The 26,975-nt window shown below is 35.3% G+C and carries 27 protein-coding genes and 4 tRNA genes; 27 read left to right on the top strand and 4 right to left on the bottom strand.

The window, feature by feature from the left end:
- Positions 1–2 precede the first annotated feature (2 nt).
- The 12 genes from ACKF5P_RS08215 to ACKF5P_RS08160 all read left to right on the top strand — a co-directional run bounded on the left by ACKF5P_RS08215 (position 3) and on the right by ACKF5P_RS08160 (position 11,780).
- Positions 3–4,184: a phage tail tape measure protein gene (locus ACKF5P_RS08215; protein WP_408954728.1), complete on the top strand. Its 4,182-nt coding sequence runs from the start codon at positions 3–5 to the stop codon at positions 4,182–4,184.
- On the top strand, positions 4,184–5,599 hold the full coding sequence (locus ACKF5P_RS08210; protein ID WP_408954727.1) for a hypothetical protein: 1,416 nt from the start codon (positions 4,184–4,186) through the stop codon (positions 5,597–5,599). The genes ACKF5P_RS08215 and ACKF5P_RS08210 overlap by 1 nt, the downstream gene beginning before the upstream one ends.
- Before the next feature lie 15 nt (positions 5,600–5,614).
- Complete coding sequence (locus tag ACKF5P_RS08205) at positions 5,615–6,145, top strand: hypothetical protein (RefSeq protein WP_408954726.1); 531 nt, start codon at positions 5,615–5,617, stop codon at positions 6,143–6,145.
- Positions 6,145–6,492 (top strand): hypothetical protein, encoded by a 348-nt coding sequence (locus ACKF5P_RS08200; protein ID WP_408954725.1) that lies wholly within the window; start codon positions 6,145–6,147, stop codon positions 6,490–6,492. Before ACKF5P_RS08205 ends, ACKF5P_RS08200 begins: the two co-directional genes overlap by 1 nt.
- Positions 6,493–6,495: 3 nt before the next feature.
- Complete coding sequence (locus ACKF5P_RS08195; RefSeq protein ID WP_408954724.1) at positions 6,496–7,479, top strand: hypothetical protein; 984 nt, start codon at positions 6,496–6,498, stop codon at positions 7,477–7,479.
- 1 nt (position 7,480) lies between these two features.
- On the top strand, positions 7,481–9,235 hold the full coding sequence (locus ACKF5P_RS08190) for a carbohydrate binding domain-containing protein (protein WP_408954723.1): 1,755 nt from the start codon (positions 7,481–7,483) through the stop codon (positions 9,233–9,235).
- 19 nt (positions 9,236–9,254) lie between these two features.
- Positions 9,255–9,866, top strand: a complete 612-nt coding sequence (locus tag ACKF5P_RS08185) for a phage baseplate protein (protein ID WP_408954722.1) — start codon at positions 9,255–9,257, stop codon at positions 9,864–9,866.
- Between the two features lie 10 nt (positions 9,867–9,876).
- A complete protein-coding gene (locus tag ACKF5P_RS08180) occupies positions 9,877–10,365 on the top strand; it encodes a hypothetical protein (RefSeq protein WP_408954721.1) in 489 nt (162 codons plus the stop codon).
- Positions 10,366–10,436: 71 nt separating this feature from the next.
- Entirely contained in the window at positions 10,437–10,616 is a 180-nt protein-coding gene (locus ACKF5P_RS08175) for a hypothetical protein (protein WP_408954720.1), read from the top strand.
- A 54-nt stretch (positions 10,617–10,670) separates the two neighbouring features.
- On the top strand, positions 10,671–10,928 hold the full coding sequence (locus ACKF5P_RS08170; protein WP_408954719.1) for a hypothetical protein: 258 nt from the start codon (positions 10,671–10,673) through the stop codon (positions 10,926–10,928).
- A gap of 46 nt (positions 10,929–10,974) precedes the next feature.
- Positions 10,975–11,376 (top strand): DUF5675 family protein, encoded by a 402-nt coding sequence (locus tag ACKF5P_RS08165; protein ID WP_408954718.1) that lies wholly within the window; start codon positions 10,975–10,977, stop codon positions 11,374–11,376.
- 26 nt (positions 11,377–11,402) lie between these two features.
- On the top strand, positions 11,403–11,780 hold the full coding sequence (locus ACKF5P_RS08160; protein ID WP_408954717.1) for a hypothetical protein: 378 nt from the start codon (positions 11,403–11,405) through the stop codon (positions 11,778–11,780).
- A gap of 183 nt (positions 11,781–11,963) precedes the next feature.
- Here the strand turns inward: ACKF5P_RS08160 and ACKF5P_RS08155 are convergent, their stop codons facing one another.
- Complete coding sequence (locus tag ACKF5P_RS08155) at positions 11,964–12,488, bottom strand: DUF3231 family protein (protein WP_408954716.1); 525 nt, start codon at positions 12,486–12,488, stop codon at positions 11,964–11,966.
- Positions 12,489–12,639: 151 nt separating this feature from the next.
- Here ACKF5P_RS08155 and ACKF5P_RS08150 point away from each other — a divergent pair, with 151 nt between their 5' ends.
- Together ACKF5P_RS08150 and ACKF5P_RS08145 are read left to right on the top strand one after the other, a co-directional pair.
- Positions 12,640–13,203 (top strand): hypothetical protein, encoded by a 564-nt coding sequence (locus ACKF5P_RS08150; RefSeq protein ID WP_408954715.1) that lies wholly within the window; start codon positions 12,640–12,642, stop codon positions 13,201–13,203.
- Positions 13,184–13,648: a hypothetical protein gene (locus tag ACKF5P_RS08145; protein ID WP_408954714.1), complete on the top strand. Its 465-nt coding sequence runs from the start codon at positions 13,184–13,186 to the stop codon at positions 13,646–13,648. Before ACKF5P_RS08150 ends, ACKF5P_RS08145 begins: the two co-directional genes overlap by 20 nt.
- A gap of 234 nt (positions 13,649–13,882) precedes the next feature.
- Here ACKF5P_RS08145 and ACKF5P_RS08140 read toward each other — a convergent pair whose 3' ends face one another.
- Positions 13,883–15,064 carry a methyl-accepting chemotaxis protein gene (locus ACKF5P_RS08140; protein WP_408954713.1) on the bottom strand — a complete coding sequence of 394 codons (1,182 nt, stop codon included), beginning with the start codon at positions 15,062–15,064 and terminating at the stop codon, positions 13,883–13,885.
- A gap of 576 nt (positions 15,065–15,640) precedes the next feature.
- Here ACKF5P_RS08140 and ACKF5P_RS08135 point away from each other — a divergent pair.
- Positions 15,641–16,390, top strand: coding sequence for a hypothetical protein (locus ACKF5P_RS08135; protein WP_408954712.1), 750 nt, complete (start codon positions 15,641–15,643; stop codon positions 16,388–16,390).
- 57 nt (positions 16,391–16,447) lie between these two features.
- On the opposite strand, the gene ACKF5P_RS08130 is transcribed toward ACKF5P_RS08135, so the two are convergent.
- Positions 16,448–16,729 carry a hypothetical protein gene (locus ACKF5P_RS08130; RefSeq protein ID WP_408954711.1) on the bottom strand — a complete coding sequence of 94 codons (282 nt, stop codon included), beginning with the start codon at positions 16,727–16,729 and terminating at the stop codon, positions 16,448–16,450.
- Complete coding sequence (locus ACKF5P_RS08125) at positions 16,701–17,768, bottom strand: hypothetical protein (RefSeq protein WP_408954710.1); 1,068 nt, start codon at positions 17,766–17,768, stop codon at positions 16,701–16,703. The genes ACKF5P_RS08130 and ACKF5P_RS08125 overlap by 29 nt, the downstream gene beginning before the upstream one ends.
- Before the next feature lie 144 nt (positions 17,769–17,912).
- On the opposite strand from ACKF5P_RS08125, the gene ACKF5P_RS08120 reads away from it, so the two are divergent.
- The 12 genes from ACKF5P_RS08120 to ACKF5P_RS08065 all read left to right on the top strand — a co-directional run bounded on the left by ACKF5P_RS08120 (position 17,913) and on the right by ACKF5P_RS08065 (position 26,894).
- On the top strand, positions 17,913–18,440 hold the full coding sequence (locus ACKF5P_RS08120) for a sigma-70 family RNA polymerase sigma factor (RefSeq protein ID WP_408956644.1): 528 nt from the start codon (positions 17,913–17,915) through the stop codon (positions 18,438–18,440).
- Positions 18,441–18,791: 351 nt separating this feature from the next.
- The gene (locus ACKF5P_RS08115) at positions 18,792–19,244 is read left to right on the top strand and encodes a hypothetical protein (protein ID WP_408954709.1); all 453 of its coding nucleotides are present in this window, start codon (positions 18,792–18,794) and stop codon (positions 19,242–19,244) included.
- 111 nt (positions 19,245–19,355) lie between these two features.
- A complete protein-coding gene (locus ACKF5P_RS08110; RefSeq protein WP_408954708.1) occupies positions 19,356–19,553 on the top strand; it encodes a hypothetical protein in 198 nt (65 codons plus the stop codon).
- A 159-nt stretch (positions 19,554–19,712) separates the two neighbouring features.
- Positions 19,713–20,849, top strand: coding sequence for a geranylgeranyl reductase family protein (locus tag ACKF5P_RS08105; protein WP_408954707.1), 1,137 nt, complete (start codon positions 19,713–19,715; stop codon positions 20,847–20,849).
- A gap of 93 nt (positions 20,850–20,942) precedes the next feature.
- Positions 20,943–21,018 (top strand) — tRNA-Lys (locus ACKF5P_RS08100).
- 116 nt (positions 21,019–21,134) lie between these two features.
- Positions 21,135–21,210, top strand: a tRNA-Glu gene (locus ACKF5P_RS08095).
- A 228-nt stretch (positions 21,211–21,438) separates the two neighbouring features.
- Positions 21,439–21,512: transfer RNA gene (locus ACKF5P_RS08090), tRNA-Cys, on the top strand.
- An 11-nt stretch (positions 21,513–21,523) separates the two neighbouring features.
- Positions 21,524–21,613, top strand: a tRNA-Leu gene (locus tag ACKF5P_RS08085).
- A gap of 309 nt (positions 21,614–21,922) precedes the next feature.
- Positions 21,923–23,422: a glycerol kinase GlpK gene (gene glpK, locus ACKF5P_RS08080; RefSeq protein ID WP_408954706.1), complete on the top strand. Its 1,500-nt coding sequence runs from the start codon at positions 21,923–21,925 to the stop codon at positions 23,420–23,422.
- Positions 23,423–23,786: 364 nt separating this feature from the next.
- Positions 23,787–25,262, top strand: a complete 1,476-nt coding sequence (locus tag ACKF5P_RS08075) for an NAD(P)/FAD-dependent oxidoreductase (protein ID WP_408954705.1) — start codon at positions 23,787–23,789, stop codon at positions 25,260–25,262.
- A complete protein-coding gene (locus ACKF5P_RS08070; protein WP_408954704.1) occupies positions 25,255–26,529 on the top strand; it encodes an NAD(P)/FAD-dependent oxidoreductase in 1,275 nt (424 codons plus the stop codon). The genes ACKF5P_RS08075 and ACKF5P_RS08070 overlap by 8 nt, the downstream gene beginning before the upstream one ends.
- Positions 26,529–26,894, top strand: coding sequence for a DUF1667 domain-containing protein (locus tag ACKF5P_RS08065; protein WP_408954703.1), 366 nt, complete (start codon positions 26,529–26,531; stop codon positions 26,892–26,894). Before ACKF5P_RS08070 ends, ACKF5P_RS08065 begins: the two co-directional genes overlap by 1 nt.
- The last annotated feature ends 81 nt before the right edge of the window (positions 26,895–26,975 follow it).

The following is a 26,975-nucleotide window of genomic DNA, read 5'->3' as shown; positions in this document are numbered from 1 at the left end:
ATTTGGCTTTTGCACCAGCATTAGATGATGGTAATGTTGAGATTCAGGTTGGAGCAGATACAAGAGGGTTTACTCGGGGGATGAAGAGTGCAGCTAAAGAGTTGAGTAACTTTAAGGCGATAGCAGGAGCAGCAGGAGTTGCTTTAACAGCATTGGCAGTTAAAGGGTTTGCTGATGCAACTGAAAAAGCAATTGAGTTTGAGAGTGCTATGGTTGAGGTTGAGAAGGTAACCGATCCTAAAACTGCTGACAAAATGACAGCTTCTATATTGAACATGGCTAATACTATACCGCTGGCCCATCAAGAGTTGGCAGGGATAGCAGAACAGGCGGGAAGGCTTGGTATTGAAGGAGTTGACAATATAGAGAACTTTACAGAAGTAACTGCTAAGATGTCAACTGCTACTGATCTATCAGCAGAACAGGCAGCCGATTCATTTGCTCGATTGACTAACCTAATGGATCTGCCTGTTGAAAATGTGGAGGAGTTAGGATCGGCAGTTAATGAATTGGCTAATAATATGGGGGCCAGTGCTTCTGAGATTGTAGATAGTACGGTTAGATCATCTGCTGCTTTAAGTGATTTAGGATTACAGCAAGAAGAGATCTTAGGGATTAATGCTGCTATGAATGAAGTATCAACCAGTTCAGAGGTTGCTGGTACTCACTTAAGAACATTATCTAATGAGCTGTTAGATCCTAATCGGGTTGAAGCTTTATCAGAGAGTTTTGGAATGACCAATGATGAGTTTAGGTTTATGAGAAATAATAATCCTGCTGGGTTGATTAAGATGTTGGCCCAGAGAATGGGAGAGGGTGGAGAAGAAGCCGAAGAGTTAAGAAAAGTTTTTGGTCAAGTATCTACTCAAGCATTATCAGGACTATCTAAAAACCTAGAAGGGGTTACAGAAGGTTTTGAATATGCCAATAGCCAGTTTGAAAATGCGACTGCCCTTAATGAAGAGTTTGAGACAGCAGCCCAAGCAACGGAGAATCAAATGCAGCTACTTAGTAATCAGATGGATACTTTACAGATTATCTTTGGTACTGCCTTTTTACCTGCTATAAACTCGGTAATATCTGGATTCAGGGAATTGTTACCCGAAGCAGATGAGATGCAAATTATTATGGATAGTCTACAACAGAAGTTTGCTGAAAATAGTGAGACCTTAGATGATTTAGGTAAAATGATCGGGTTAGTCTTTGGTACATTAGGAGATATTGCAGAAACTTTATTACCGATGGTTATGGATAATATGACACGTTTTAAAGATGTTGTTGGTGGTGGATTTGAGGATATATTAGGATCTATTAGGGCCAACAATGAAGGGTTTGAAAATTTGCAAGAGATTGTTTCAACTGTATTAAATTTAGTCGGTAATTATTATATAGATCAATTCGTGACTAAAGTTGAGGTTGGCTTTGCAACTGTATCTGGTGTGCTAGATGTTTTCGGGAAGTTACTTGAAGGTGACTTTGAAGGTGCTTGGGATAGTTCAATTGGTACAGTTGAGAATATAATTGATACTTATATCGGGTTTGTAGATCGGCAGTTTACTAATCTAAGTAATGTATTAGAAGAACAGTTTGGAGTTCAATTTGAGCTATTTGACCAGTTAGATGGTACGATTAATGACCTTAGTGCTCTTGTTGAATCTGCATTTGATTTTATAGCAGATAATATTACAATTAATACTTCTTCGATAACTGGTAGATTAGGTAATGTTGGAGAATCGTTGGCCCAATTACAAGAATCTTTTAATGAGTTAAGAGATAATGTCAGAAGTGTGCTTGATGAAAATTCAGAACAAATAGATAGATTTAAAGATTTATTCAAAGCTACATTTGGAGAGTTAATTGGGTTTTTATCTGATGTGGTTGAGGTTTCATTTATAAACTTATTAGATATAATTGATGGTGTAATAACTTCTATTGCTAAATTATTAACTGGTGACTTTGAAGGTGCTTTAGGTTCATTAGAAAAGACAACTGATAGAGTTATGTCCAATGTTAGAGGATTCTTTAGAAGGCAAGTTGATAGGATTAAAAGAATATTAGAAAATGATCTGCTCGGTACTGTTGAAGATACCGTGCAAGGAGTTCAGAATTGGTTTGGAGAGACTAGATTAGGAAAAGCGACTGAAACTGCTGGAAATATGTTTGGTAGAGTAACTGACGGTGCATCTAATATGTATTCAGCTGTTGTTGGTAACTCTTATGTGCCAGATATGGTTGATGATATTGATAAAATCTTTAACAGAGATCTTTCTAAAGCTATGGATAGTGGTGTGAATCAATTTGAATTACTTACCGATGAAGCAGAAGATAATCTTTTTGAAATAAGTAAATACCATTTTCCTAATATGGTTGATGAAAGCAAGGATCAGGTTGAGGTTTTAGGTGTGGCATTAGATGATTTTACTAAAGATGAACTAAAGGGTTTGGTTGATGATATAGAAGTTGCTGCTAATATGAATCAAGTTTGGGGAGATAGCTTTGATCAATTAGAGCAGACTCAAAGGAATGTAGAATTGACTATTAATAACTTGATTAGACAAGGTATTGATCCACAATCTAGTGCAATCCAGCAACTAAAAGAGTATTATGATGAATTAGAAGAGGCTCAAGATGGATATAATGATGGTTTAGATGAACAACAAGAAAAGACAGAGGATTTAATTAATACTGTAACTGATTTATTTAATGCTTTAGCTGATGGTGAGAATACCCTTGATAATATTGAAGAAGCCTTTACAGGTTTTTTAACTGATACTATTACTGGTGATTTAGAAGAAGGATTGACTGTCTTTGAGAGCATTGAGGGTATGTTTTCAGATATGGGCCAAGGCTTAAGCCAATTAGCTGATAGTTTCAATGAATTATCTTTAGATGAAATCGGCGGAAGTGATATGTTAAGTGCTGGTTTATTTGGTGGATTGGAAGGTTTAATGGCTGGTGATGGTTCAACAGGCTCATCAGTTACACAAGGTTTAGGATCAGGAATTGGGGCTTTATTTGGATCACCCCAATTGGGGGCTGCTGTTGGTAATTTAGTTGGGGGAGTTGGTGAAAGTCTGTGGGGTGGAGATGTAGGAAGTCACACAATGGATCAAGTTGATAGTTATGAAGATGCTTTAAGTGATGCCAGTTCTACTTTACAAGATTTTGGGATAGATGACTTTATGCCCGAATTAGATTGGGAAGATGATACATCAGGTTGGCGAGATTTTTGGGGTGGTAGTGATATAAATATCGAAAATGTAGATGAGGTTGAAGATGCTTTAGAAAGATTTGCAGAGATATCAGAAGAATTGGGGATAGTCTTTGAGGATATTAGTAGCGGTTTACAGAGTGCTTTTCAAGAAGAAACCTTTGAAGGGTTTATCGAGAGCTTTACTGATACTGTGGAGCAGACAATGCGGGATAGTTTACTAAGAACATTTATGCAACAAGAAATGACAGAAAGTTTAATGGAGGATTTGACTGGTGAGATTGTAATGGCTACTGAAGATGGAGAAATAACTGATGAAGAAATGGATATGATTCAAAAAAGGTATGAGTCAATTATATCTCACTCACAACCTTTCTTTGAAGTTTTAGATGATTTAGAAGGATTACAAGCCCCTGGTGTTCAACAAGGGATTCCTTCTTTTGACCATAACATAGGAAATATTGAAAATTTAGTGACTAGAGTGAGTTCAGATGTAGACCAAGAGATTCAAACGCAGCTTGATAATATGTTGGAATCCATTGATGAATCTATGAGAATGGCAGAAGTTTGGGGTGATGAAGAAGGAGCTTTATCGGAAATAAGAAGAAGCTTAAGATCTACCATAGATAGTTTAGTCGGGCAAGGTTTTGATTCTGATTCTTACCTTATTCAAAACTTATTAGAGCAATACGAATCTTTACCAATGCTTGCAAAAGGCGGGATAGCAACTGGGCCAACATTAGCAATGATTGGAGAGGCTGGCCCCGAAGCAGTAGTTCCCTTTGATCGAGTAGATGAATTTTTGGCAGCAGCATCAGGAGAGTTTGGCCCGAATGAATATGGTGATTATGAGCCACTAGGTAATACTTATATAGAAGTTGTGATTACTGGAAATAAGATCGATCGTGATTATAACGGTGAAAAGTTAGGTAAAGAGGTTGTTAGGGTACTAAAAAGGTCAGGTGTTGCTTGATGAGTTTAAAGATATATGTTGCTGGTGAAGATTATAGTAAGTATCTTAATGCTGAAACACTTGTAATGAATGATGATTTAGACAGTATTAATACCTGTAATTTTGAAATGGATATACCTATAAATAAGATCCCTGTGATTGGTCAGCAAGTTTTAATTGTCGATTCAAACGGGTCTCATTATAACGGTAGTATTGAAGAGGTAGTTGATGAAGAGAAGTATGGTAATGGTAACTGGTTTGAATGTCGGGTAGAGTGTGTTGATAATAATAAGATAGCTAATCGGAGAACAATAGCTGCAGTCTATGAGGGTAAAAGAGCAGGTTTGATAGTTAAAGAGCTATGGGAAGAAAAACTGAAAGAAGAAGGGGTTGAATTAGGAACGATTGAAGATGGGCCAACGATTACTAAAGCAGTATTTAATTATATTACAGTTGAACAGGCATTAGATGAAATCTGCGATATAACGGGTTATATCTGGTATATTGATTATGATAAGAAGTTATATTTCTACTCTCGTGGGACTAACTTGGCCCCTTTTTCTTTAACTGATGATACAGATAACTTTAACACTTTACAAAGAAGAAGGACACGGGAGGATTATAGAAATAAGCAATATACAAGGGGTGGTAAGAGTACAACCAACCCTTTAACCGTTACCTTTGAAGATCTTGATAATAGTCAGCGTAGTTTTACTTTACCTCATGAGTTGGCCCGACAGCCTGAAATATATTTGAATGGAGTTCAGCAGTCGGTAGGGGTTAGGGATGTTGATTCTGATAGAGATTTTTACTGGCAAAAAAATAATAGAAATATCAATCAGGATCTAAACGGGCCAACATTGGGGGAAGGTGATGTAGTAGAGATTACCTATGTTGGCTATTTCCCGATTATGACTGTGGCAACCTTGGATAATAGTATCAACCAGAGAAGAGATGTTGAAAGTGGCACGGGAATCTATGAAGCTGTTGAAGATGATCGCAGTATTGATCAGTTAGAGCAGTCAGAAGAAAAGACATTAGGTTTACTCAGAAAACATGGTAAGATTCCTAATGTAATCAATTTTACAACTGACCGGCCAGGATTAAGAGCAGGCCAATTGATTCCGATTAGATTATCACGTTATGGTCTTGATGATCGATTTTTAATTCGGAATGTTGAAGCGTTTGACATTAACGGTCAATTTGTTAGATATCAGGTTGAAGTCCTTGACGGGCAAAGTCTTGGAGGTTGGAAGAAATTCTTTAAGGATTTGGTTAGAAAGGGCCAACAGTTTAACATTGCTGAAAATGAGGTAGTAACCTATCTAAGAATATTTGAAGATGAAGTAGCTTGTAAGGATAATTTTTCAATCAGTGTTGATGTCCCTGAAAGTCGGGTCGGTTATGCACAGATTGGATTTAGTGAAATTGCTTAAAAAGGTGGTGGTAGATTGGAAAGCTTTATTCAGCTAGGGTCAAAAATAAAAAGAATTGTTAAGGGTAAATTTAATTCAGGGCCAAACTTAAAAGGAAGCTCAAATTTAAGTGTATTACCTAAAGTTAACGTGGATATTTTAGCGGTTAATACTAAAACTGATCAGATTGTATCACATCAAAGGACTCATAATTTGGCCCTTCGAGACGGTAGAAATCTAATTAGGGACTTTTTAGATAATGAAGAGGTAACAGGTCTGACAACTTTTGCTTTGGGAACTGGTGATAAAGAGGAAGAAGATACAGACGAAGAGTTAGAGAATGAAGTCTTTGCAGATCAGATCACTAAGACAACTAAAGATACTGGGAAGCTGACTTGTATTTATTACTTAAGAGCAGAGGATGCAAATAATAACGATCTTAAGGAAGCAATATTGAGGACAGATCAAGGCAGGGTATATGCTAGAGTTGTCTTTAATGAAGCGATAGAAAAGAATGATAGTATAGCAGTAACCTTTACTTGGGAACTTACGTGGGTGGTGGTTTAATGTCAAAAATAATTAATTCTAAGATTAAGAATATTAAAAGTGCAATCAAAGACTTAGAGAATAACAGGAAGGTCTTACACCGTGTCGGGGGCTTAACATCACAAGGGCCAGAAGCAGAGATTGAGTTTCAAACTAAACGGTTAGAGTTATTTAAATGGTGCTTAGAAGCTGAACAGGAAGAAATAGAACAGGAATTAGAAGATTTAGAGGGCCAACTTGAAGAGGATGAATTGGCTTGTAAGTATGGAATCGTTAAGGGTCTACCTGGTGATACAATAGAAAAGTTAATCAAGATTGAAGATTTAGAGTTGGCTTTAGGTATTCATCCAGCTTTAGGAGGTGAGTAATCAATGGGGTATGAAAAGACTGTTTGGACTACTGGTGATGTGATAACTCAATCTCTTGCTAATAAGTGGGAGACACAGTATGACCATGCTAAAGATGACTTAGAAGATCATAGTAGCAAGGAGACGTTAGATCACCCTGATGGGTCGGTAACTGATGAAAAAATAGGTCAAAGGACTGTTGATGATAGCATTGGCCCAACAGATAATACAGGGTTATTAAGTTTAATTATTAACTGGTTTGCTAGTCAGATTAAGTCTATTACTGGTAATGATGATTGGAAAGTTGGTCCTGATACTAATCTTAAGGAAGTTAAGGAGCATTACTCAGAGAGTTCAGGAGTTCACGGGGTGGGAGATAGTCAGGTTGAAAGTACATCAGGCAGTCAATTAAAAGCTAATACTGCTGAATCTAATGCCAAGGATTATGCTGACCAACAGACTGACGCTGTTCAATCTAATCTGAATGATCATAACAGCCAAGAAACATTAGATCACCCTGACGGGTCGGTAACTGATTCTAAGATAGGTCAGAGGACTGTTAATGATAGTGTTGGCCCGACAGATAGTAATTCAGGGTTATTAAGCTTAATTATAAATTGGTTTGCTAATCGGATCAAAGCAATTACTGGTGAAGATGGATGGAAGGTTGGCCCTGATACTAATCTTAAGGAAGCTAAAGAACATTACTCAGAGAGTTCAGGAGTTCACGGAGTGGGAGAAAGTAAAGTTGAAAGTACGTCAGGAAGTCAATCAAAAGCAAACCAAGCTGAATCTAACGCCAAGGATTATGCTAACCAACAGGCTAACGCTGTTCAATCAGATTTAGATAGTCATAAAGGGGATACTAGCAATCCACACGAAGTAACTCCTAGTCAAATAGGGGCTTTAGGTAATAAATCTAATATTGAAGACTATCTGGACTTTGGTAATAGTTACCGAGTTGGTTATGATGATGAACAGAAAGCCTTCTTTGTGGAGGTGATTTAGTATGACTAGAGCTTTAGAGTTAAAGCCAAAAAACATTATAAGCCCCAACCCAGATAATTGGGTTGCTTCTGGCTCTACTGATATAGAAAGATTAGGTTTGACCAAAGCTAAAGTATCGAATTTTAATAGAGGTACTTCTAGCGACTGGAGTAGAGGCATGAGTGAATACTTTGAAGTAAAAGAAGGGGAAGTTGTTAGAATATCAGCTAATTACTTCGATCACGAGGGTAGAATTAGGGTACAGATTCGTAATGAAGATGATAATAATACTATTGGTGATAGGATTGAATTTAGTGAAGATGTCAGTTATGAAAAAGGAAAATATAGTGTATCATTTGAAAGTCCTGTTACTGCTAGTTGTAGGGTATGGATAACTGTTTATAACCGAGATTATAATTATGATTATGAGCAATACATTATATTGAGCGGTTTGTGGGTAAGTAAAGAAAGTGAAGAACAAAAAGATTTATTTTTAGATGGAGAACTCTCGGAGTTTAGAACTGATAAAGTGTTTCAGATATCAGAGGGGGTAATAAATACCTATCAAGATACCGACCCTCTATTTAGAAACGGTGTTGGTATCTGGGAAGGACGGTATTCTGGAGATAGTGTTATACATTCTAACGGAAAGAGTAAAGCTGGAAGGTATTCATTGAAAGTTAACGCAGGTAATCACGATTGGGGAGGAGCTTCTTCTCCAACACAAGAAAACACTCTTACTCCCAATGAAGATAACACTATTTCCCTATGGGTGTATCTCCCATCAGAGTACGGGTATGGCGATAGTATGAGACTAAACACCTACACCTATCCAAGTAATGAGAGGAGGATATTCGATAGGTATGATATTCCAGAAGACCAATGGACTAGAATAACAGCAACTTTTAATCCCGGAGACGATACTGATTTAGAGCTGGAATTTTATAAAGGAGATACCTCTACAACAGGCCATTATTTTATTGATTGTGTTCAAGTAGAAGCTAAATCCCACCCAACTCCATTCGTAGAAGGAACTAGAGAAGGTTATGGGATAACAGTCAATGAGTTTAGTGAAGTTCCAGATGCTTTGGAGTTTGATGGAGAGGGTAGCTTTATAGAAGTAGATCACAAAGGGTTGTTAGATTTTGGTACTGGTGACTTTACTGTACTTTATATAGGTGAAGGTTTTGAAGATCATAGACACGTGGCTTTTTGTACTAAAAGATCATTTAATAATAGTGCAGGTTTATTTTTCTCAAGAGCTAGTAATCCTCCCGAAATGTATTTTGGTATAGGTGATGGTAATGACTCTAGTTGGAGCAATATAGACAACTTGAAAGGAAATTTTGATTTAAGTAGTTTTGCTTTTGTTAGAGATAACGGGGTATTAAAATATTATATAGATAATGAGTTAAAAGGAAGTTCTACTATGGATTACAATATTCAGAACTCAAGTAATTTATTAATAGGTATAGACCAAAATAACACAGCTAATTTTAGCGGTATGAAATTATTACTTGCCTTTTTTAATAGGAAGTTATCACAAGAAGAAATTAAATACTATCATAATAACTATCTAACAGGAAATGAAGAAGGTCTAGTAGGTTTATGGCGAATGAATGAAGGAGCAGGAGACAAGGTCTTTGACTACTCTGGTAATGGTAACCACGGAGAAGTTAATGGTGCAGATTGGGTTTATAGTTATGATGGAGACTTTACTATAAAAAATGGTATGCTTTATGTTAAAGGAGAGCTATCAGAAGGGTTAGGATTATAAAGGGAAGGAGGTTTTAACATTGGCTAATCTAAGCGAAGATACTACAATAGGTGGAAAAAAGATTAAAGATTTGATTGCAGAAATGACTTATCCAGTCGGCAGTTGGTATTATAATAGTGAAGATAACACAAACCCTGCTGAATTATTAGGCTTTGGAGAGTGGCAACCTGTTGCTGCTGGTAAAGTTCCTGTGGGTGTTGATCCTAATGATTCAGATTTTAATTCAGTAGAGAAAACAGGAGGAGAAAAAGAAGTTAATTTGAGTGAAAATGAAATGCCTTCACATAGTCACTCTGTTTCAGAGGATACAACGGGAAGTCACGATCATAACCCACCTGATGATGAAGATGATCTTAGTGGTTCGAGGGTTGTCGGTAATTTAGGAAGTCACGATCACGATATACCAGCTATCGGAGCTAATTCGACAGACGGTGGGAGTTATTGGGAAATTTTACACCCTTCTAATACAACAAAGACCAGTTCAGTTGATCTTTTTCACCGTCATATGTTGCATATTGAAGAAGATGGGTTGCACAACCATAACACTTCTGTAAATAATGCAGGAGGAGGCCAAGCACATAACAACTTACAACCCTACATTACTGTTTATATTTGGAAAAGGGTAGGGTAATTAGAGAGGAGTGATTACAATTAAAACTAAAAAAATGTATTACTATGATAAAAAAGGTTTACTAAGTGGTTATGGGTTTTATGTGGAAGATAAAAATGAGTCTATACCTAGTCGTTCTACTTTCAAAAAACCGCCCGTAACAGAGTCAGCAGAAGTAGCAATCTTCAACCGAGAAACAGAAGAATGGGAAGTTAAAGCAGATTATAAGGGCCAACGCTTCTACGATCAGGAAGGTAATGAATATATTATCGAAGATTATGGGATTGAGCCTAAGGAAGATTGGAGTAGGACTCCACCACTGACCGAATTAGAAAAACTTAAACAGGAAAGGGATCGACTTTCTAAAGAATTTGATCAGTTGGCAGTAGCTAAGACTAAATTAGAGATTGCTAAAGCTGACCAAGAAGAGATTGAAGAGCTGGAGCAGGAGGGCCAACAGTTGTTACAAGAGATTACAGAGTTAAATATTAAGATAAGGGAGTTGAGGGAGGATGAGTAGATGCCCTATCTGTGGTACTAAATTAAAAGAAGATGAATGTCCTAGATGTTTCTATACAGAGGAGTGAGTTGATGGCTATTCCAGAAAAGATTTATAATCAGGCAATGAAGTGTGATTATCAAAAGTGGCAGTTATGTAATGACGGGCCAAGGGCTAACTGCAATATTCCTAGATGCTGTGGAGTCTGTCCTAAGAATATCGATTGCGGAAATCTTTGTTTGGTCTTAAAAGAGAAGTTTGATTTTAAATAAGGAGGATGGTATGCCAGTAAAAGCTGGCCTTTTTTTATTTAGGGAGGGATTATGTTGAATGATTTAGATAATAGACTTACCAAAGTAGAGACTGAAGTTGAGAATATGAAAGAGGATGTAGCTGCTAATACTGAGAAGCTGCAGGGGACAGCTACTAAAAAGGATGTTGAAGATCTTAAGAGGTATTTTGGGGAAAGGGATAGTGATTTTACTAAGAATATGTGGAAGTTGATCTTTGGCTTGTTAGTTTTGTTGGGAGGGTTACTTGTGACGATGTTTGGAATTGAAAATTTACCTGGTTTGTTCAGCTAGCTTCCTCAAGGGGAAGTTTTTTTAATTTAGGGGGAGGTGATTACTTGTGGATGTGATTAAAATTGTAAGAAAAACGGAAACAAAAAAGGCTATGATGGGAGAGTTGTATGTTAATGGTGATAAGATTGGCCCGTGCCTTGAGCAACCTTGGAAAAATAACAAGAGGGGTGAAAGTTGCATTCCTCCTGGAGAGTATTTAGCTTATCTTAGGGATCAGGAGCAGAGCAATAGTAGGTGGAATTATAACCCCATTCAGTTGATTGGTGTACATGAGCGTGATTACATTCAGATTCATATTGGTAACTATCCAAAAAATACACGCGGTTGTATTCTGCCAGGTAAAAGTAAGGGGAGAGATGCTGTCTGGAACTCGAAGAAGGCTTTCAATGAAATTGTTGACAGGTTAGATAAGACTAGACCTTGCAAGGTGGTTATAACTTATGAATGATTTATTAAAAGAGAGGATGATATTAAATGATAGGTAGTGTTGTTAGTTCTACTAAGAATATTTTGTTAGGATTTATTGCTTCATTGGCCAAGTCTTTCTTACAGTCAACTGCTAATAATCTCTGGGGAGAGACTTGGGAGATCATCTTTGAGTCTATTGAAGAAGCAGAGAAAGAATGGGATGATGGCAGGGTTAAGAAGAAGTATGTAATGGATAAGGTTATGAAGCATATTGAGGGCCAAGGTCGCTTTGGACGGGTTAAGAAGTTTATTATTAAGAATTTTATAGGTTCGGTTATCGATGCTTTAATTCGGGAGATTAATCAAGCTGTTGGGAGTGATTGGGTAGAGAAAGCAGGGATATATGAACGTAGGTTGGCAGATAGGATTGAGTTTATTGATTGAAAGGGCCAACAGGATCAGGCTCCTGGGCATCGTGAAGATGTGCAGTTCGATATTGAGTTGGAGCAAAAAGATAATTTTGGTCAGAAGATTGTTGGTGATTTAAGAGAAGAGAAGGGATTGGATCGAGAGTGGGATCCAGATGATAGTATTAGCTCCTAGGGCGTTGGCCCTGGGAGCTTTTAGTTAACTTCTATAGGCAGGTGGTGATTTAACCCATCCTTTCATCATACCGTATTCTAGGAAGTTACCATATAAATTTAATTCTTCTGTTAAAAACTCTTGAAAGGTTGTTCTAATCATTGGGGAAACTGAATGAGAAAAAGCAGTTACAAGGATTGGTAGAAAGGATTGTAATCCTGCTAAAGTATGCGTATAAATATATTCATCTGACATAACTTCAATATCAAAGACACTTAGAGAATTTTCAGCCGGCTTTTTTACTGTAGGAATACCAAAATCTACGCATAGTTCTTCTAGTCTTTTAATTTCTTTGCTTAAAAATTTCTTTCCTTGTTCAAGGAGAAATTTTAAATCAGAGTCCTGAACAATTCCTAAAAAAACTTTAGTATTTTCTAATGTTTGATATCTACTGGTTAGTATGTCCCAAATATATCCAACTTCTAAAACGTTAATCAATGTTTGTCTATCTCTTCTAGATTTGCTAAGCTTAAGTTTTTGTTCAATTTCTTCTAAAATAGGTGTAAGCATTTATTTTACCTCCTGTAATATATTTTACCTTTTATTAAATTTATTATTATGTTAAATTGTTTATTTGTCTATAAAAAGGAGGAAATGAAAATATATTATTCAATTAATAATAAAAATTGGATAAAGATTTCATGCAATTGGAGGGATGTTATTGAAAAAATACGTTATTATATTGTTTTTATTGAGTGTGAGATTAATATTTCCAACTAATGCTGTTCATTCATGTGTAGGAGCTAGACCTTTAGGAATGGGAGGGGCTTTCGTTTCGGTAGCTGATGATGTTAATGCTATTTACTGGAATCCAGCGGGATTAACGAATATAGAAGGTTATGAAGCGGCTACGTATACTCGAACATTGAATAACCGTGATAAAATTAACTATGATGACTTTATTGGTGCAGCGGGGACTTCTGACGAATTAGGTTTAAGCTTTGGACTAGGTTATATTGGAGAAGGAGTATTGCTTTATGATGGTCTTTATAATGAAGAATTTGAGTCCGGCGATGATACGATAGAGTTTGATGGGGATTTAGAAATAGAACAGAGTACTGACTGGTTAATACTTTCTGTAGCTAAGGATCTTTCTGAAGAACTTAATTTAAGTGGATTATCTGTAGGAGCTAATATTCGGCATATGACTATGGGTAGGGAGGAAAAATTTGAAGGAAAGATATTTAAGAATGATGAACTAATCGGTGATAAGGATATATTCTGATTCTGATTCAAGTGTAGCAGTTGATTTAAGTTTATTATATCAACCTATGGAGCGGTTATCAGCGGGACTTTTAATTCAAGATGTTTTTGAAACTGAGTTTGAGGTATATGGACAAAAATTATCATATATCAGAAATGTACGCCCAAGTTTCTCTTATCAGCCAACTGATTCCCTGATATTTGCAGTTTCAATCTATGATTTTACTGATGAACTAGACAGACAAGTTTCTTTTGGTAGTGAAATAGAGCTTACTCAACTAACTGGATTAGAGATATTAAATTCTGAAGAGGAAAAGTTATACGTTAGAGGAGGAGCTTATTTAGGAAATTTAACGTTGGGGGCAGGTTATGAATATGGGGCTTTTGGATTTGATTATGCCTTTTTAGGAGAAAATTTAGGTGATACACATCAATTTGGGCTTACGTATAAATTTGCTGGAATTTAAAAGTTTAAGATGGGAAGCAGATGATATTATTGGCTCCTAGGGCGTTGGCCCTAGGAGCTTTTATAGAAAGTATATAGAAGAAGGGTATTGAAATATACTTTCCAATAATTCATGCTCAAATAATTGTCAGGCTAAGTTAGCTTAGATATAGTAGAGAGGAGGGTTACATCTGTGCTTTATATTAATTGATGAGTGTATATAAGGGGTTATTATAAATTTAGCAATGCATATAATTTAAAAATCAAACTGATCAATAAGTTCTTGTAGATTTTCTCCCATCCCTGCTAACTGTATAGAAGAGGCTGCTATCTCATCTATCATACTTGCAATATCTTGTGAGGTATTCATTAGCCTATTGCTACTTTGAGCTAAATCTTGTGTAGCAGAAGAAGTTTGTTCAATTTGTGCTGTTGTCTGTTCACTAGAAGCAGAGATGGCCTCAAAGACTTCACCTGTTCTTTCTGCAATCTCTTCACCTTCAGTAGCTTTATCTTCTACTTTATTAATAGCTTCTAATCCTTCAGTTGTCTCTTTTTGAATTCTATTAATCAAGTTGGTAATATCATCTGTAGCTTCACTAGTCTCTTCTGCTAAATCTCTAATTTCTTCTGCAACCACTGCAAATCCATGTCCATGCTCACCAGCTCTAGCAGCTTCTATTGTAGCATTTAAAGCTAAAAGGTTTATCTGTTCTGATATATTTGTAATTAGGTTTATGATTTGACTTATTTCTTTTGATTTATCATCTAAATCGTTAATTACCTTAACCGCTCCTTTAACAGTAGAACTAATATCTTCAATACTTCCCACAGTTTCCTGAATGTTAGAATATCCAAGTTCTGTCTGTGAACTTGCTTCTTGAGCATAACTTGTTACCTCTTGACTACTAGCAGAAATTTCTTCGATTCCTGCTGAAATATTTTCAATAAGATCATTATTATTTCCAACAGAACTAGTGCCCTCTTCAGCAGCTGAGGATAATTGTTGACTATAGGCAGAAACTTCTTCGATAGTGTCGGCTAGTTTTTCTATTATATTTGAAAACTTGTAATTCATTTCATTAATCTCTCTTTGCAAGTAACCAATTTCATCTTTTCTACTTACATCAATATTTGATACATCTAGATTTCCTTTCTTAAACTCTTGAATTACTGTCGCGATTTCTTTTAGTGGCTTAATAATTATTTTTTGATTTATACAGACTAAGACTACTATTAGAAGAATAGTATTTAGTGTAGAAGAAATAACTACCCTCCATGAGCCTAAATCACCTTCAGTTAATAAATAATTATCAATAAGTAGATTTATACCCCATGCTAAAAAAGTAGACACAATTATAGAAGTCAAGACAGCAATAATAAATTTAGCATTTAAATTCAACTTGGTTTCTTTTTGCATATTAGAATTTTCACTCATATTATCAGCTCCCTTTTTTCTAATATTTTCAATCTGTATGATATTAATTCTACAAATGCTAATATATTCCTGCAAATTTAGATGTTTTTTTTCTAGTTTATAGAGTACGAGAGTTTTATTTATGAAAGTGATTCTTAAGTATAATTTAGTTTTATTTTTCAATAAAAGGAGGAGAAGTTATATACTAGGAGAGGAACTTGCCTTGTTTAATATTGGGGCTAGCTATGAATATGGTGATTTTGGAGTTAATTATATTTTTTAGGAGAAAAATTGAGAGATAACCACCAATTCGGGGTTACGTATAAATTTGCTGGAATTTAAAAGTTTAAGGTGGAAATCAGATGATATTATTGGCTCCTAGGGCGTTGGCCCTGGGAGTTTTTTTGATTTGTAAAAAAATATAATTTAATGTTATCTCTAGCATTTTTCGCAGGAGTTTATATATATAATCGTGAAAGGCATAAGGTAGTTATTTACTATTAAATGAGGAGATGAGTGTAGTGAAAAAATTATTAAGAATTACTTGGTTGTTAGTATTAATTATTACTTTAGCAGGAGGCTTGGAGGGGGATAAAAATGAAAAAAACAAATTTAACTTTAATTATAATATTATCAATTTACTTAGTGTTTAGCTCTACTATTGAAATCAAGGCAGAAGACATAAATTTAAATCATCTCTTTGATTCAGTAGGAACCAATGATACAGAAGAAAGTAGTGAAAAAACAACTGAATCAAATACAGAAATGCTTTCATCAAAAGAAGAATCTCTTAATTATTACTTTTTAGGATTTGGCTTCTTTGGTAATGTTAAATACACTACTTATGATACTACTATGTCATTATATGGCGTAGAATGGGCTGAACATAACGAGGCATTGCAGAGTGGAGTAGGCTTTTCTGGGGGGATTATATATAAATTTAATGAGGGGTTAGGAATAAAAGGAGGATTAGGGTATGAAGTTGCCCAAGATGAAGGTTTAAAAGTTGACTTAATAGCTCCTTATAGTGAAATTGAAATAAATGTTTTAGATAATTTATTCGATTTAAACTTTGGAATTGGAAAATATGGATATAGATTTTATGAAGAACGTACTGATTTTTTAAATAGAAGAAGACGTCAAACATACCAAACAGGAAGTGGAATAGGTTATAAAATTGGAGCAGTAATTAATCTTTTTGAGAATAAAAAAGATTATTGGAAGTTAAGAGCTGGCTATCGTTTTCTTGATGTAGATATTGAAAGACATTATGGGGAATATGTTCAAGGTTTAGAAGTTGATATGAGTGGTTGGAAATCAAGTTTTGAGCTTGGTCGAAAATTTTAATCAATTAATTGTCCATTAAGTTTTCCCTCTCTTGAAAAGCTCAGTTACCAAGTGTATTCAAGAATTAATTAAACTATCTATTTTAGACTCAGCTTCTTCGATTTCATTCGCATCTGCTATAAGGTCAACATTGCAATTTAAACTTTTAGCTAATCTTGCTAACTCCTCCAATAGTTCAGGAGGAGCTTTTTTGATTTGTTCTAAACAATTATCTTCTTTGATCTGTTTATCAATAAATTCTCTAATCCTATCAGCTGCACCAGGAGTATTTTCCCACCATTCCAACCGTTTACCCTTTAACCGAATTCCTTTAGTTTTCTCTAAATTGTCTTTGTCCAATTTTCAACCCTCCCAAAGCATTAGCCAACCGTGGGTCAGAGATTAATTTCAATTCTCTTTCCAGTTCATTAGATAGCCGGGCCAACAGTTTTTTAGAGTTAGCTCCACCACCGCAGATAAGCCATTTATCTACTTCAGTTAGTGACATATCAAGTTTGTTCTTTATATTACCTACCGTATTGGCAGCTAGTTGTTCATATTCTGAGTTTAAGATATCAGTTATCTCTATCGGCTGACCGTTCTTTCTAAACTCCTTATCCAATTCTAAATTTTTCTGCACCTTATAGAGCTGGGGTCTAATACCATGCTCTTTTATCAGCCTGGACTGTATGTTTCTAAAAGCTTTATTCATGCCTGGGATCCTATCGGTTTCATTTCTCATAGAGATTGGATCTAAGCTATCACAGAAGAAGGGGTCTATGCTGTATTTACCTAGATCGATTACTCCAACAGTATAATCTAGAATATCAGACTTAGAAGTTTGGATATTGCCTTGTTGGTTTAGGATATAATGCATGAAGGCAGAAAAACCCTGTTTATTAACTATGACATTATCAATATAGAACTTAGTTGTAGTATATTGGCCCTTCAGGTAATCATAAACCTCAATCTTAAAGTGCTTGTCCTCAAATCTTTTAGCAAAGTCATCCTTTTTGATATTGTATTGATCGACAGAGAGGGTAGTAACTAGATTGATTTTAGTGTAACTAGTAGTTGGCCCAATGAGTAGAGCAATAGAGGTTAAGATTAAATCATTAGTTTTTTGATCATCGATATCATCATAGTTAGTAGTATCAAGATTATATTCAACATCTTGGGCTACTTTACCTACTGCTAATTCTCTTTCTCCAATCTTTGCTTTTAAGAAACTTAATGGATTATTCTCTAAGTAAGCTGCTGGGGTAGATTCTGCTTTAGTATCTACTATCTGATGATCATAAGATACTACCGATGGAATTATCAATTGTTCCTTTAGATTAAAGCCAGCTACGCTTTTAACTGTGGATCGACCATAGTCAACAGAAATAATTTTTGACATTAAAATCACTCCTTTAGATTTAGTTAAACTTGTTTAACAGAAATCAAGAAAATGGGCCAAAGATGTTTAACTTGTTTAACATAGTTTAAATTTAGGTTTGTTGGCCCTTAGCTGCTATATTAATATATAATGTAGAAACTCAACATAGAGCAGATTATATTTTGTCATAATACCAAGTTAGTTAATACAAAGTTGGATACTGAGGATCTGATTTCAATTGGTTCAATCGGTTTGATTAAAGCAATTGATAGCTTTGATCCTGATAAAAATACTAAATTAGCAACTTATGCAGCACGTTGTATTGAGAATGAGATATTAATGTATTTGAGAAGGAGTAAAAAACTGAAAAATGAGAAGTTAATGCATGAACCGATTGGTTCTGATAAGGAAGGAAATGAGATTAGATTGATTGATATTTTAGGAACAGCAGTTAATATTGTTAGTGATGAAGTAGAACTATTATTGAAAGAAGAGAAATTGTATGAAAAATTGACTGAGCTTGACCTTAGAGAAAGGAGAGTATTAGAATTAAGGTATGGTTTGAAAGATGGAAAGAAGAGAACACAGCGTGAAATTGCAGAAAAGATGGATATATCTCGCTCTTATGTATCTAGAATTGAAAAGAAAGCTGTTAATAAACTAACTAAAAAGTTTACTGTAGAAGGGTACTAGATTTTCTAGTGCTCTTTTTTGTTTAATTTGTAAGTATAAAAATAATAATGATAGAATTAAGAATTCTATCATTAAAAAGTTGTAGGTTATGTGAATGATACTTTGATTTGAAGAAGGTAAAAGGGTAGTTGAAAACAATGCATAATATTGATTATGGTTAAACAAAATAACTTTTGAGAGCTATTAAAAATATGATGATAGGCTTATTTTTTATAGATAGTAATGAGTTTAGAGAAAAACTATATTAATTTAGATGACTTAATAACTTTTATAACTGTTAAATAGGTTAGTTAAACTTTATTAGAGGAATAGTTACTTTTTGAAAGTTAAATATAGAAAGGGATGGATAATTTGCAAGATAAAACGATAGCTGGATTTATAGCAGGATTAGTTGGTGGAATTGCAATGAATATTAAAGATTATATTACAGTCTTTTTATTAAATTGGGAAGAGGAATTGTATTTTGAATGGGGAGCAATGATGATTTATGGGAGATTTCCTGAAAATTTATCTGAAGTTATTTTGGCTCAACTTGCCCATCTGTTTTTTGCTGGCTTGTTAGGGGGTTTATTTTCTGTTTTAATTATACGATTAGACACAAAAAGATATTTGATCAAAGGTTTTATTTATGGAACTGCTGCATGGTTTATAATATATGCTATTTCAATTCTCTTAAAGGTGCCAAATTTAATGGAACATACTTTTAATGCAACCTTATCAAACCTGAGTGGTGCGATAATTTATGGTCTTGTTACAGCAGAATCATTTAAAAGGTTGCTCAATTTAAATTTAGAAGAAAAATAAAGTTTATTGTAGAAGGATACTAGATTTTTCTAGTATCTTTTTTTTATTAGTATTCACAAAAATTAATAGTGCTGCATATTATAATATATGGGAGTTTAAGGAGGGAAATCAATGGATAATAATCTATTAACGATTAATCGTTATTTAGATTTAAAGAGGTTTAATTCGCTCCATTTAATAGATGAACTGCGCTTATTTGTAAAAAAAGTAAAAAAAATAAACCCTTGCTTAAAAAGTTACCAATTACATGATGTTGGATTCATTTTTAAAGCTGATATAGTTTTAATTAAATTATATTTTTATAGATAACCAGTATATTTTAGAGTGAATGTTAATATTTATTATTTGTAAGATGTCATTTGAATTTATTGAAGGGAAGTGGTAATAATTAACGAATATAAACATATGAAGTTAAATGATTATATTAAATCAATTTGATTTTAATCAAAGTTAAGGAGGGTAGAATTGATGAAATTTGATGTAATAATTGTAGGAGCAGGGCCAGCGGGAGCGTATACTGCTTATAACTTGGCCCAAGCTGGTCTAGATGTTTTAATATTAGAAAAAGAGGGGTTACCTCGTTATAAAGCATGTGGTGGGGGATTAACCTTAAAGATTAAAAGTTTATTATCAGATTTTGATTTAACTGGGATAATTGAAGATAAGATTAACCAAGTCGTTTTTACATATGATTTAGAGCAACCAGTAAAATTAAGTTTTCAAAAGCCGGTTGTTTTTATGGCAATGAGAGATGAATTGGATAATTTTTTAGTAGAAGAGGCTAAAAAAGTTGGAGCCACAGTAATGGCCAATCATGAAGTAGAGAATGTAATAATGTTTGAAGATGAGGTTAGAGTTAAGACAGAAGCTGAATTATTTACTGCGAAGATCATTATAGGTGCAGATGGAGTAACTAGTTTAGTAGCTGATAAGTTGAATCTAGCTAAAGATTTAGAATATGCAGTAGCTTATGAGAAAGAATTGAAGGTTGCAAGTGATCGGTTGGTTGAGCAAAGGGGTAAAATAAATTTAGATTATGGAGTAGTAGCTAAAGGTTATGGTTGGGTTTTTCCTAAAGAGGACTGTTTATCAGTGGGGGTAGGAAGTTATCAAACTGGCGTGAGTTTGAAAGAAAGTTTGAAAAAGTACTTATCTGGAGAGAATTTAATAGGTAATGAAAAGATAAAAGCTAAAGGCCACTTACTACCAGTAGGAGGAGCTAAAAGAAGGCTGAATAATCACACTGGATTGTTAGTGGGAGATGCAGCAGGGTTGGTAGATCCTTTATCAGGAGAAGGAATCTTTTATGCGTTGAAGAGTGGCAAAATAGCAAGTCAAGTGGTTATTGATAAATTGACAGAGGGTACTTCTTTAAATAATTATACCCAATTGATTAATCAGGAAATGATACCTGAACTTAAAAAGTCAAAGCTATTGAGTAAATTTTTCTTTATAGCTCCTGAAAAAATTCATAAACTCACAAGGAAAAGAGAGTGGCTTTTAAAGGAGTTAGTTAAAACTGTCTATGGTGCTAAAAGCTATAAAGAATTATATAAAACCTTCATGTCAGAAATTCCATTTTTGGATGCTATAATTAATCAGTAAAATTTCAAATAAAAAAATCAATTTAGTCCTTGACAATTTAACAGTTATATTATATGATTTATAACTGTTGGAAGTGATAATTATAAGTTCTAAGGGCCATTAGCTCAGCTGGTAGAGCACCTGACTTTTAATCAGGGTGTCGGAGGTTCGACTCCTCCATGGCTCACCAAAATTAATTGTTAATAAAAGCATTGAATATGGAATATTTAATAATCTAAGTTCAAAAGCATAATAATTTAAATTCCTGTTTTTTAATTTATTCAATGTTAAATATTAAATAAGCATGCCCCCATCGTCTAGTGGCCTAGGATACCAGGTTTTCATCCTGGCGACAGGGGTTCGAATCCCCTTGGGGGTGCCATTAATTTAATTTAAAGGTACCGCATTAATATAGAGCACTATGATTTAATAAAGAGATTAATTTTCTTTATCTTCTTTATCTATGGAGAGCCTTTTTTTTAAGGTTCGGAAGGGTACCAATCTTTATCGTTATTAATTAGCTGTAACTTTAAGATAGTACTTGTACGTTTTACATCTATCTATTGACCACGGAATGTTTTGGAAACAAAACATAAAGGGGTACTAATCTGGTGGCATAGCCAAGTGGTAAGGCCGAGGACTGCAAATCCTCTATCCCCAGTTCAAATCTGGGTGCCACCTCCAAAATAAAATATGCCGGGGTGGCGGAATTGGCAGACGCATCGGACTTAAAATCCGATGGGACTTTCGTGCCCGTGTCGGTTCGAGTCCGACCCCCGGCACCATTTTTTATTTAACTATTCCTGTCTTCTAAATTAGAAGAGAGGTTTTTATTATTTAAAGATTAAATTATAATTTTTAAGCTTGACAATTATTTATCTTACTTATAAAATATAGATAGGATGATTTTAGTAAAAACTATAAAATTAAAGATGATCTTGGCTGGTTTTTTTAAATGGAATATAAAAAAGCCTATCTAATCATTAAGGTAATAATTTATCTAGCAGTAGAGTTATCTTAATGGAGAGGTAGGTTTTTTTGTGACTTAAAAAGTATTAGTAAAAATAATAATCTATCTAAGGAGAGGATGGAAGATGGAAGAGTATATTTTAGCTATAGATCAAGGGACGACTAGCTCTAGAGCCATAATCTTTGATCATGATGGACAAATTATTAATATAGCTCAAAAGGAGTTTAAACAGATTTATCCTCAGCCAGGTTGGGTTGAGCATGATGCTAATGAGATCTGGGGTACGACTATTGGAGTAGTAGCTGATGCTTTAGGTGAAGAGGATATTAGAGCTGAACAGATAGCAGGAATTGGGATTACTAATCAACGGGAAACGACTGTTGTGTGGAATGTAGAGACTGGAAAGCCGATTCATAATGCTATTGTTTGGCAGGATAGAAGGACTGCTAGTATCTGTGATAGGTTAAAAGAGGAGGGCTTAGAAGAGCAGATTAGGGCCAAAACTGGCTTGGTAGTAGATGCTTATTTTTCAGGAACTAAGATCAAGTGGATCTTGGACAATGTTGAAGGAGCTAGAGAGAAAGCTCAAGCAGGTAAGTTGAGATTTGGGACGATTGATAGCTGGTTGATTTGGAGATTAACTGGTGGTGAGGTTCATGTAACTGATTATACCAATGCCTCTAGAACATTAATTTATAACATTCATCAACTCAAGTGGGATGATGAGCTATTAGATGTTTTAGAGATTCCTAAAGCAATGTTACCTGAAGTTAAATCTAGCAGTGAGGTTTATGGAAAGACGAGTGATTCGCAATTCTTTGGTGAAAAGATATCGATTGCAGGAATAGCTGGTGATCAACAAGCTGCTACTTTTGGCCAGGGCTGTTTTGAGAAAGGAATGGCTAAGAATACTTATGGAACTGGATGTTTTCTATTATTGAATACAGGTACAGAAGCAGTAACTTCTGAAAATGGTCTGTTAACAACAATTGCTTGGGGGCTTGATGGAGAGATTAATTATGCTTTAGAAGGTAGTGTCTTTGTTGCTGGAGCGGCTGTACAGTGGCTAAGAGATGAGATGAATCTAATTAATGAATCGGCTGATTCTGAATATTTTGCAACTAAAGTTGATGGAACTGATGGTGTTTATGTAGTCCCTGCTTTCACAGGCTTAGGAGCTCCTTATTGGGATATGTATGCTCGAGGAGCAATAGTAGGCTTGACTAGAGGGACAAATAGAAATCATATGATTAGGGCTACTTTAGAATCTTTAGCTTATCAGACTAAGGATGTGTTAGAAGCGATGAAGGCTGATTCTGGTCTGGAACTGAAGGATTTAAAGGTTGATGGTGGTGCTTGTGCTAATAATTTTTTGATGCAATTTCAGGCAGATATCCTAGACTCTACTGTTGAGCGACCTGAGATTACAGAGACTACTGCATTGGGTGCTGCTTATTTGGCAGGGTTAGCAGTTGGATATTGGGAAGATAAAGATGAAATTTTGGCTAAGAGAAATGTTGATTCGCAATTTGAACCTAAGATGGAAATTGAAGAACAAGAAGAATTATATGCCGGTTGGAAGAAAGCTGTTGAACGGGCCAAAGCTTGGGAAGGGGCGGAGTAACAGTAATTAAGTATAAGTTTAAGACTAAGTCTAAGTAAGATCTAAAGTTATATGTTTGTAATGGTTGGCTTAGCCTTAACCTCAGCCTTAAACTTAAAATTGCATAATCTTTAAAGTTGTGAGAATAAAATGAGATACCACATTCTAGGAACAAGGGGGTAGTCTGTCTACTTTGCTTCTTAGGGTGTGGTATTTTTCTTTTAAAATAATGAAGCACAATATTGTGTCAGTTGTGTGTGGGGGTGTGAGTAAGATCAAAACCATAAGGGCTAAGACTTTACTTTTTACTTACACATACTACTCACACACACTACTCACACTGGACACTTAATAGTAATTATAAAAGAAAGGGGAGGAATTAATTTTGAAAAAGGAGACTGAAGTATTAATCATTGGAGGAGGAGTAGTAGGAACTGCTATTGCTCGTGAATTAGCAAAATATAAATTAGATATAACTTTAGTGGAGAAAGAGGCAGATGTCTGTACAGGTACGAGTAAAGCTAATACCGCTTTATTACATGCTGGATTTAATGCAGATTTTAATACACTTAAGGGCAAGTTAAATGTCAGAGGAAATGAGCTGTATCATCAACTTGAAAAAGAGTTGGATGTTCCAATTGAATGGATAGGGGCATTGGTTGTGGCTAAGAAAAAATCAGAGATAGCTAAATTAGAAGAGTTATTGGAGAATGGTCAACAAAATGGGGTTCCTGATTTAGAGATTCTGAAAAGAGAAGAGCTATTTGAGTTAGAACCAAATTTAAACTCTGATGCAATAGCTGCTTTATATGCTCCAACTGCTGGAATAGTCAATCCTTTTGAATTGACTGTGGCATTTGCTAAAAATGCAGTTGAGAATGGGGTAGAGATATTATTAGAAGCAGAGGTATTGGATATTGAAGAGCAAAATGATTATAAATTAGTAAGGACGGCTCAAGGTGATATTGAGGCAGAATTGGTGATTAATGTGGCAGGATTATACTCTGATAAGATAGCTAGTATGGTAGGGATAGACGATTTTGAGATCACTCCACGTAAGGGTGAGTATTATTTATATGATAAGAAGTTAGATATAGATGTTAATCATACTATCTTTCCTGTGCCGACTGAAGTTAGTAAGGGAATAGTGATTACTCCTACTGATGAAATGAATTTGTTGATTGGTCCTAATGTTGAAGAAGTAGCAGATAAGAGTGATCTTGTTAATACTAGGGAAGGATTAGATGAACTAATGAAGGGAGCTCAACGTTTGATTCCTGAATTGGGAATGAAGAAGGTTATTAAGCAGTTTTCAGGTTTGCGGGCAGCAATTAAGGAGACGGGAGATTTTTTAATTGAAGCTAGTGAAAAGGTAAAAGGATTTATCAATGTAGCAGGAATACAATCGCCAGGTTTAGCATCTGCACCTGCAATTGCAGAGATGGTAGTAGGAATTGTTAAAGGGGAATATGGTGAGTTAGAGCTAGATACAAAATTTAACTCTAATTATCAAGGGATACCCAGATTTAGACATATGTCTCATCAAGAACGGGCCAAGTTAATAGAGAAGAATAAAGATTATGGTGAGATTATCTGTCGCTGTGAAACTGTAACTAAAGGTGAAATAATCGAAGCAATTAGAGAGCCAGTTGGTGCTAGAACGGTTAACGCAGTAAAAAGAAGAGTTAGACCAGGTTCTGGAAGATGTCAAGGTGGATTTTGTGAGCCAAAGGTCGTAGAGATATTGGCTGAGGAGTTAGGGATTGAACCAACGGAAGTGAAATTGGAAGGGGAGGATTCGCAGTTATTGGTAGAACCAGTAAAAGAATCTTTACAAAAAGAGGTGAGCGATAGTGAATAAGCAAAACTATGATTTAGTTGTAATCGGTGGTGGTCCAGCAGGATTAGCAGCAGCTCAAGAAGCTTATGATCAAGGGGTTAAAGATATATTAATTATTGAGCGTGATTTTGAATTGGGTGGAATCTTACAACAATGTATTCATAATGGATTTGGGTTGCACTATTTTGGTGAGGAGTTGACTGGACCAGAGTATGCTCAGCGTTTTATGGAGAATATAGCTGATAGAGGGATTGATACTAAGTTAAATACAATGGTTTTAGAAGTAACTTCTGAGAAGATGGTCTATGCTATTAATTCAATAGAGGGGATGTTGGAGATTAATGCTCAAGCTGTAATCTTAGCTATGGGGTGTCGAGAAAGGACACGGGAGGCAATTGGCATTCCAGGGAGTAGGCCAGCGGGAGTCTTAAGTGCTGGTACTGCTCAAAGGTACATTAACATGGAAGGTTATCTTCCTGGGAAGAAGGCTGTGATTGTAGGTTCAGGTGATATTGGGTTGATTATGGCTCGGAGAATGTACTTAGAAGGGGCAGAAGTAGAGGCAGTTTTAGAGATAATGCCATTTTCAGGAGGGTTGGCCCGTAATATTATTCAGTGTTTAGATGATTTCAATATTCCTCTAAGATTGAGTCAGACTGTAACTAGGATTCATGGAAAGGATCGGGTAGAAGGGGTTACAGTTTCTAAAGTTGATGATAATTTAAGAGCTATTTCTGGTACAGAGTACTTTGTAGAGTGTGATACCTTATTATTATCAGTAGGGCTGATTCCAGAGAATGAACTGTCAACTGAGTTAGGTGTAGAATTAGATACTAAGACTAACGGGCCAACAGTTAATGAAGGTCGAGAGACCAATATAGAAGGAATTTATGCTTGTGGAAATGTACTTCATGTCCATGATTTAGTAGATTATGTAACTGAAGAAAGCAAATTAGCTGGGAAATCAGCAGCTTATTTCTTACAAGATAAGATTGCTAAGCGAAAGGAAAGAATAGAGCTAAGGGCAGGTGATAATGTAAGTTATGTTGTGCCGCAAAGGATTACAGATGAAGTAGTTGATAGAAAGAGGGTTGATCTTTACTTGAGGGGTAAAAGACCATTAGAGAATGCTAGAGTAGTTATTAAAGATGGGGAGCAAAAGCTGTTCAGTAAAAAAGAGCCAGTCATTAAACCAGCAGAGATGATTACTGTGCCACTACCAGAGAAAATGATAGATGATTTAAATAGCAATCAAATTGAGATCAAGATTGTAAAGGAGGGAGCGTAATGAAAAAGGAGTTAATCACTTGTATTAGTTGCCCGCTAGGGTGTGATGTAGAGTTTGAGGTTGCCGAAGGTGAGATTAAGAATACCGAAGGAAACCGCTGTTCAAAAGGGAAAGAGTATGTTAGTAATGAATACTTTAATCCAACTCGAGTATTACCGACAACTGTTAGGGTTGCAGGAGGAGTTTTACCTTTAATTCCAGTCAAGACTGAAGAAGCAATTCCTAAGGAATTATTAGAAGTGGCAATGAGGGAGTTAGCTAAGGTTGAACTGCAAGCTCCTGTTAAATTGGGTGATGTAGTGATTGAGAATATTCTTGATACAGAGGTAAATGTAGTAGCTACACGAGATTTGGCCAAAAGGTAAAAATATTGACTATTTTCTCCAAAAATTTATTTGAGATGAATATTATACTAGATTAAAAAATATTTATATCATAAGCTTTAC

This window comes from Natroniella sp. ANB-PHB2 (assembly GCF_046097105.1).
Classification (GTDB): Bacteria; Bacillota; Halanaerobiia; order Halobacteroidales; family Halobacteroidaceae; genus Natroniella.
Note: the sequence above shows the minus strand (reverse complement) of the source record. Positions and strands in the feature narration are given on the sequence as shown.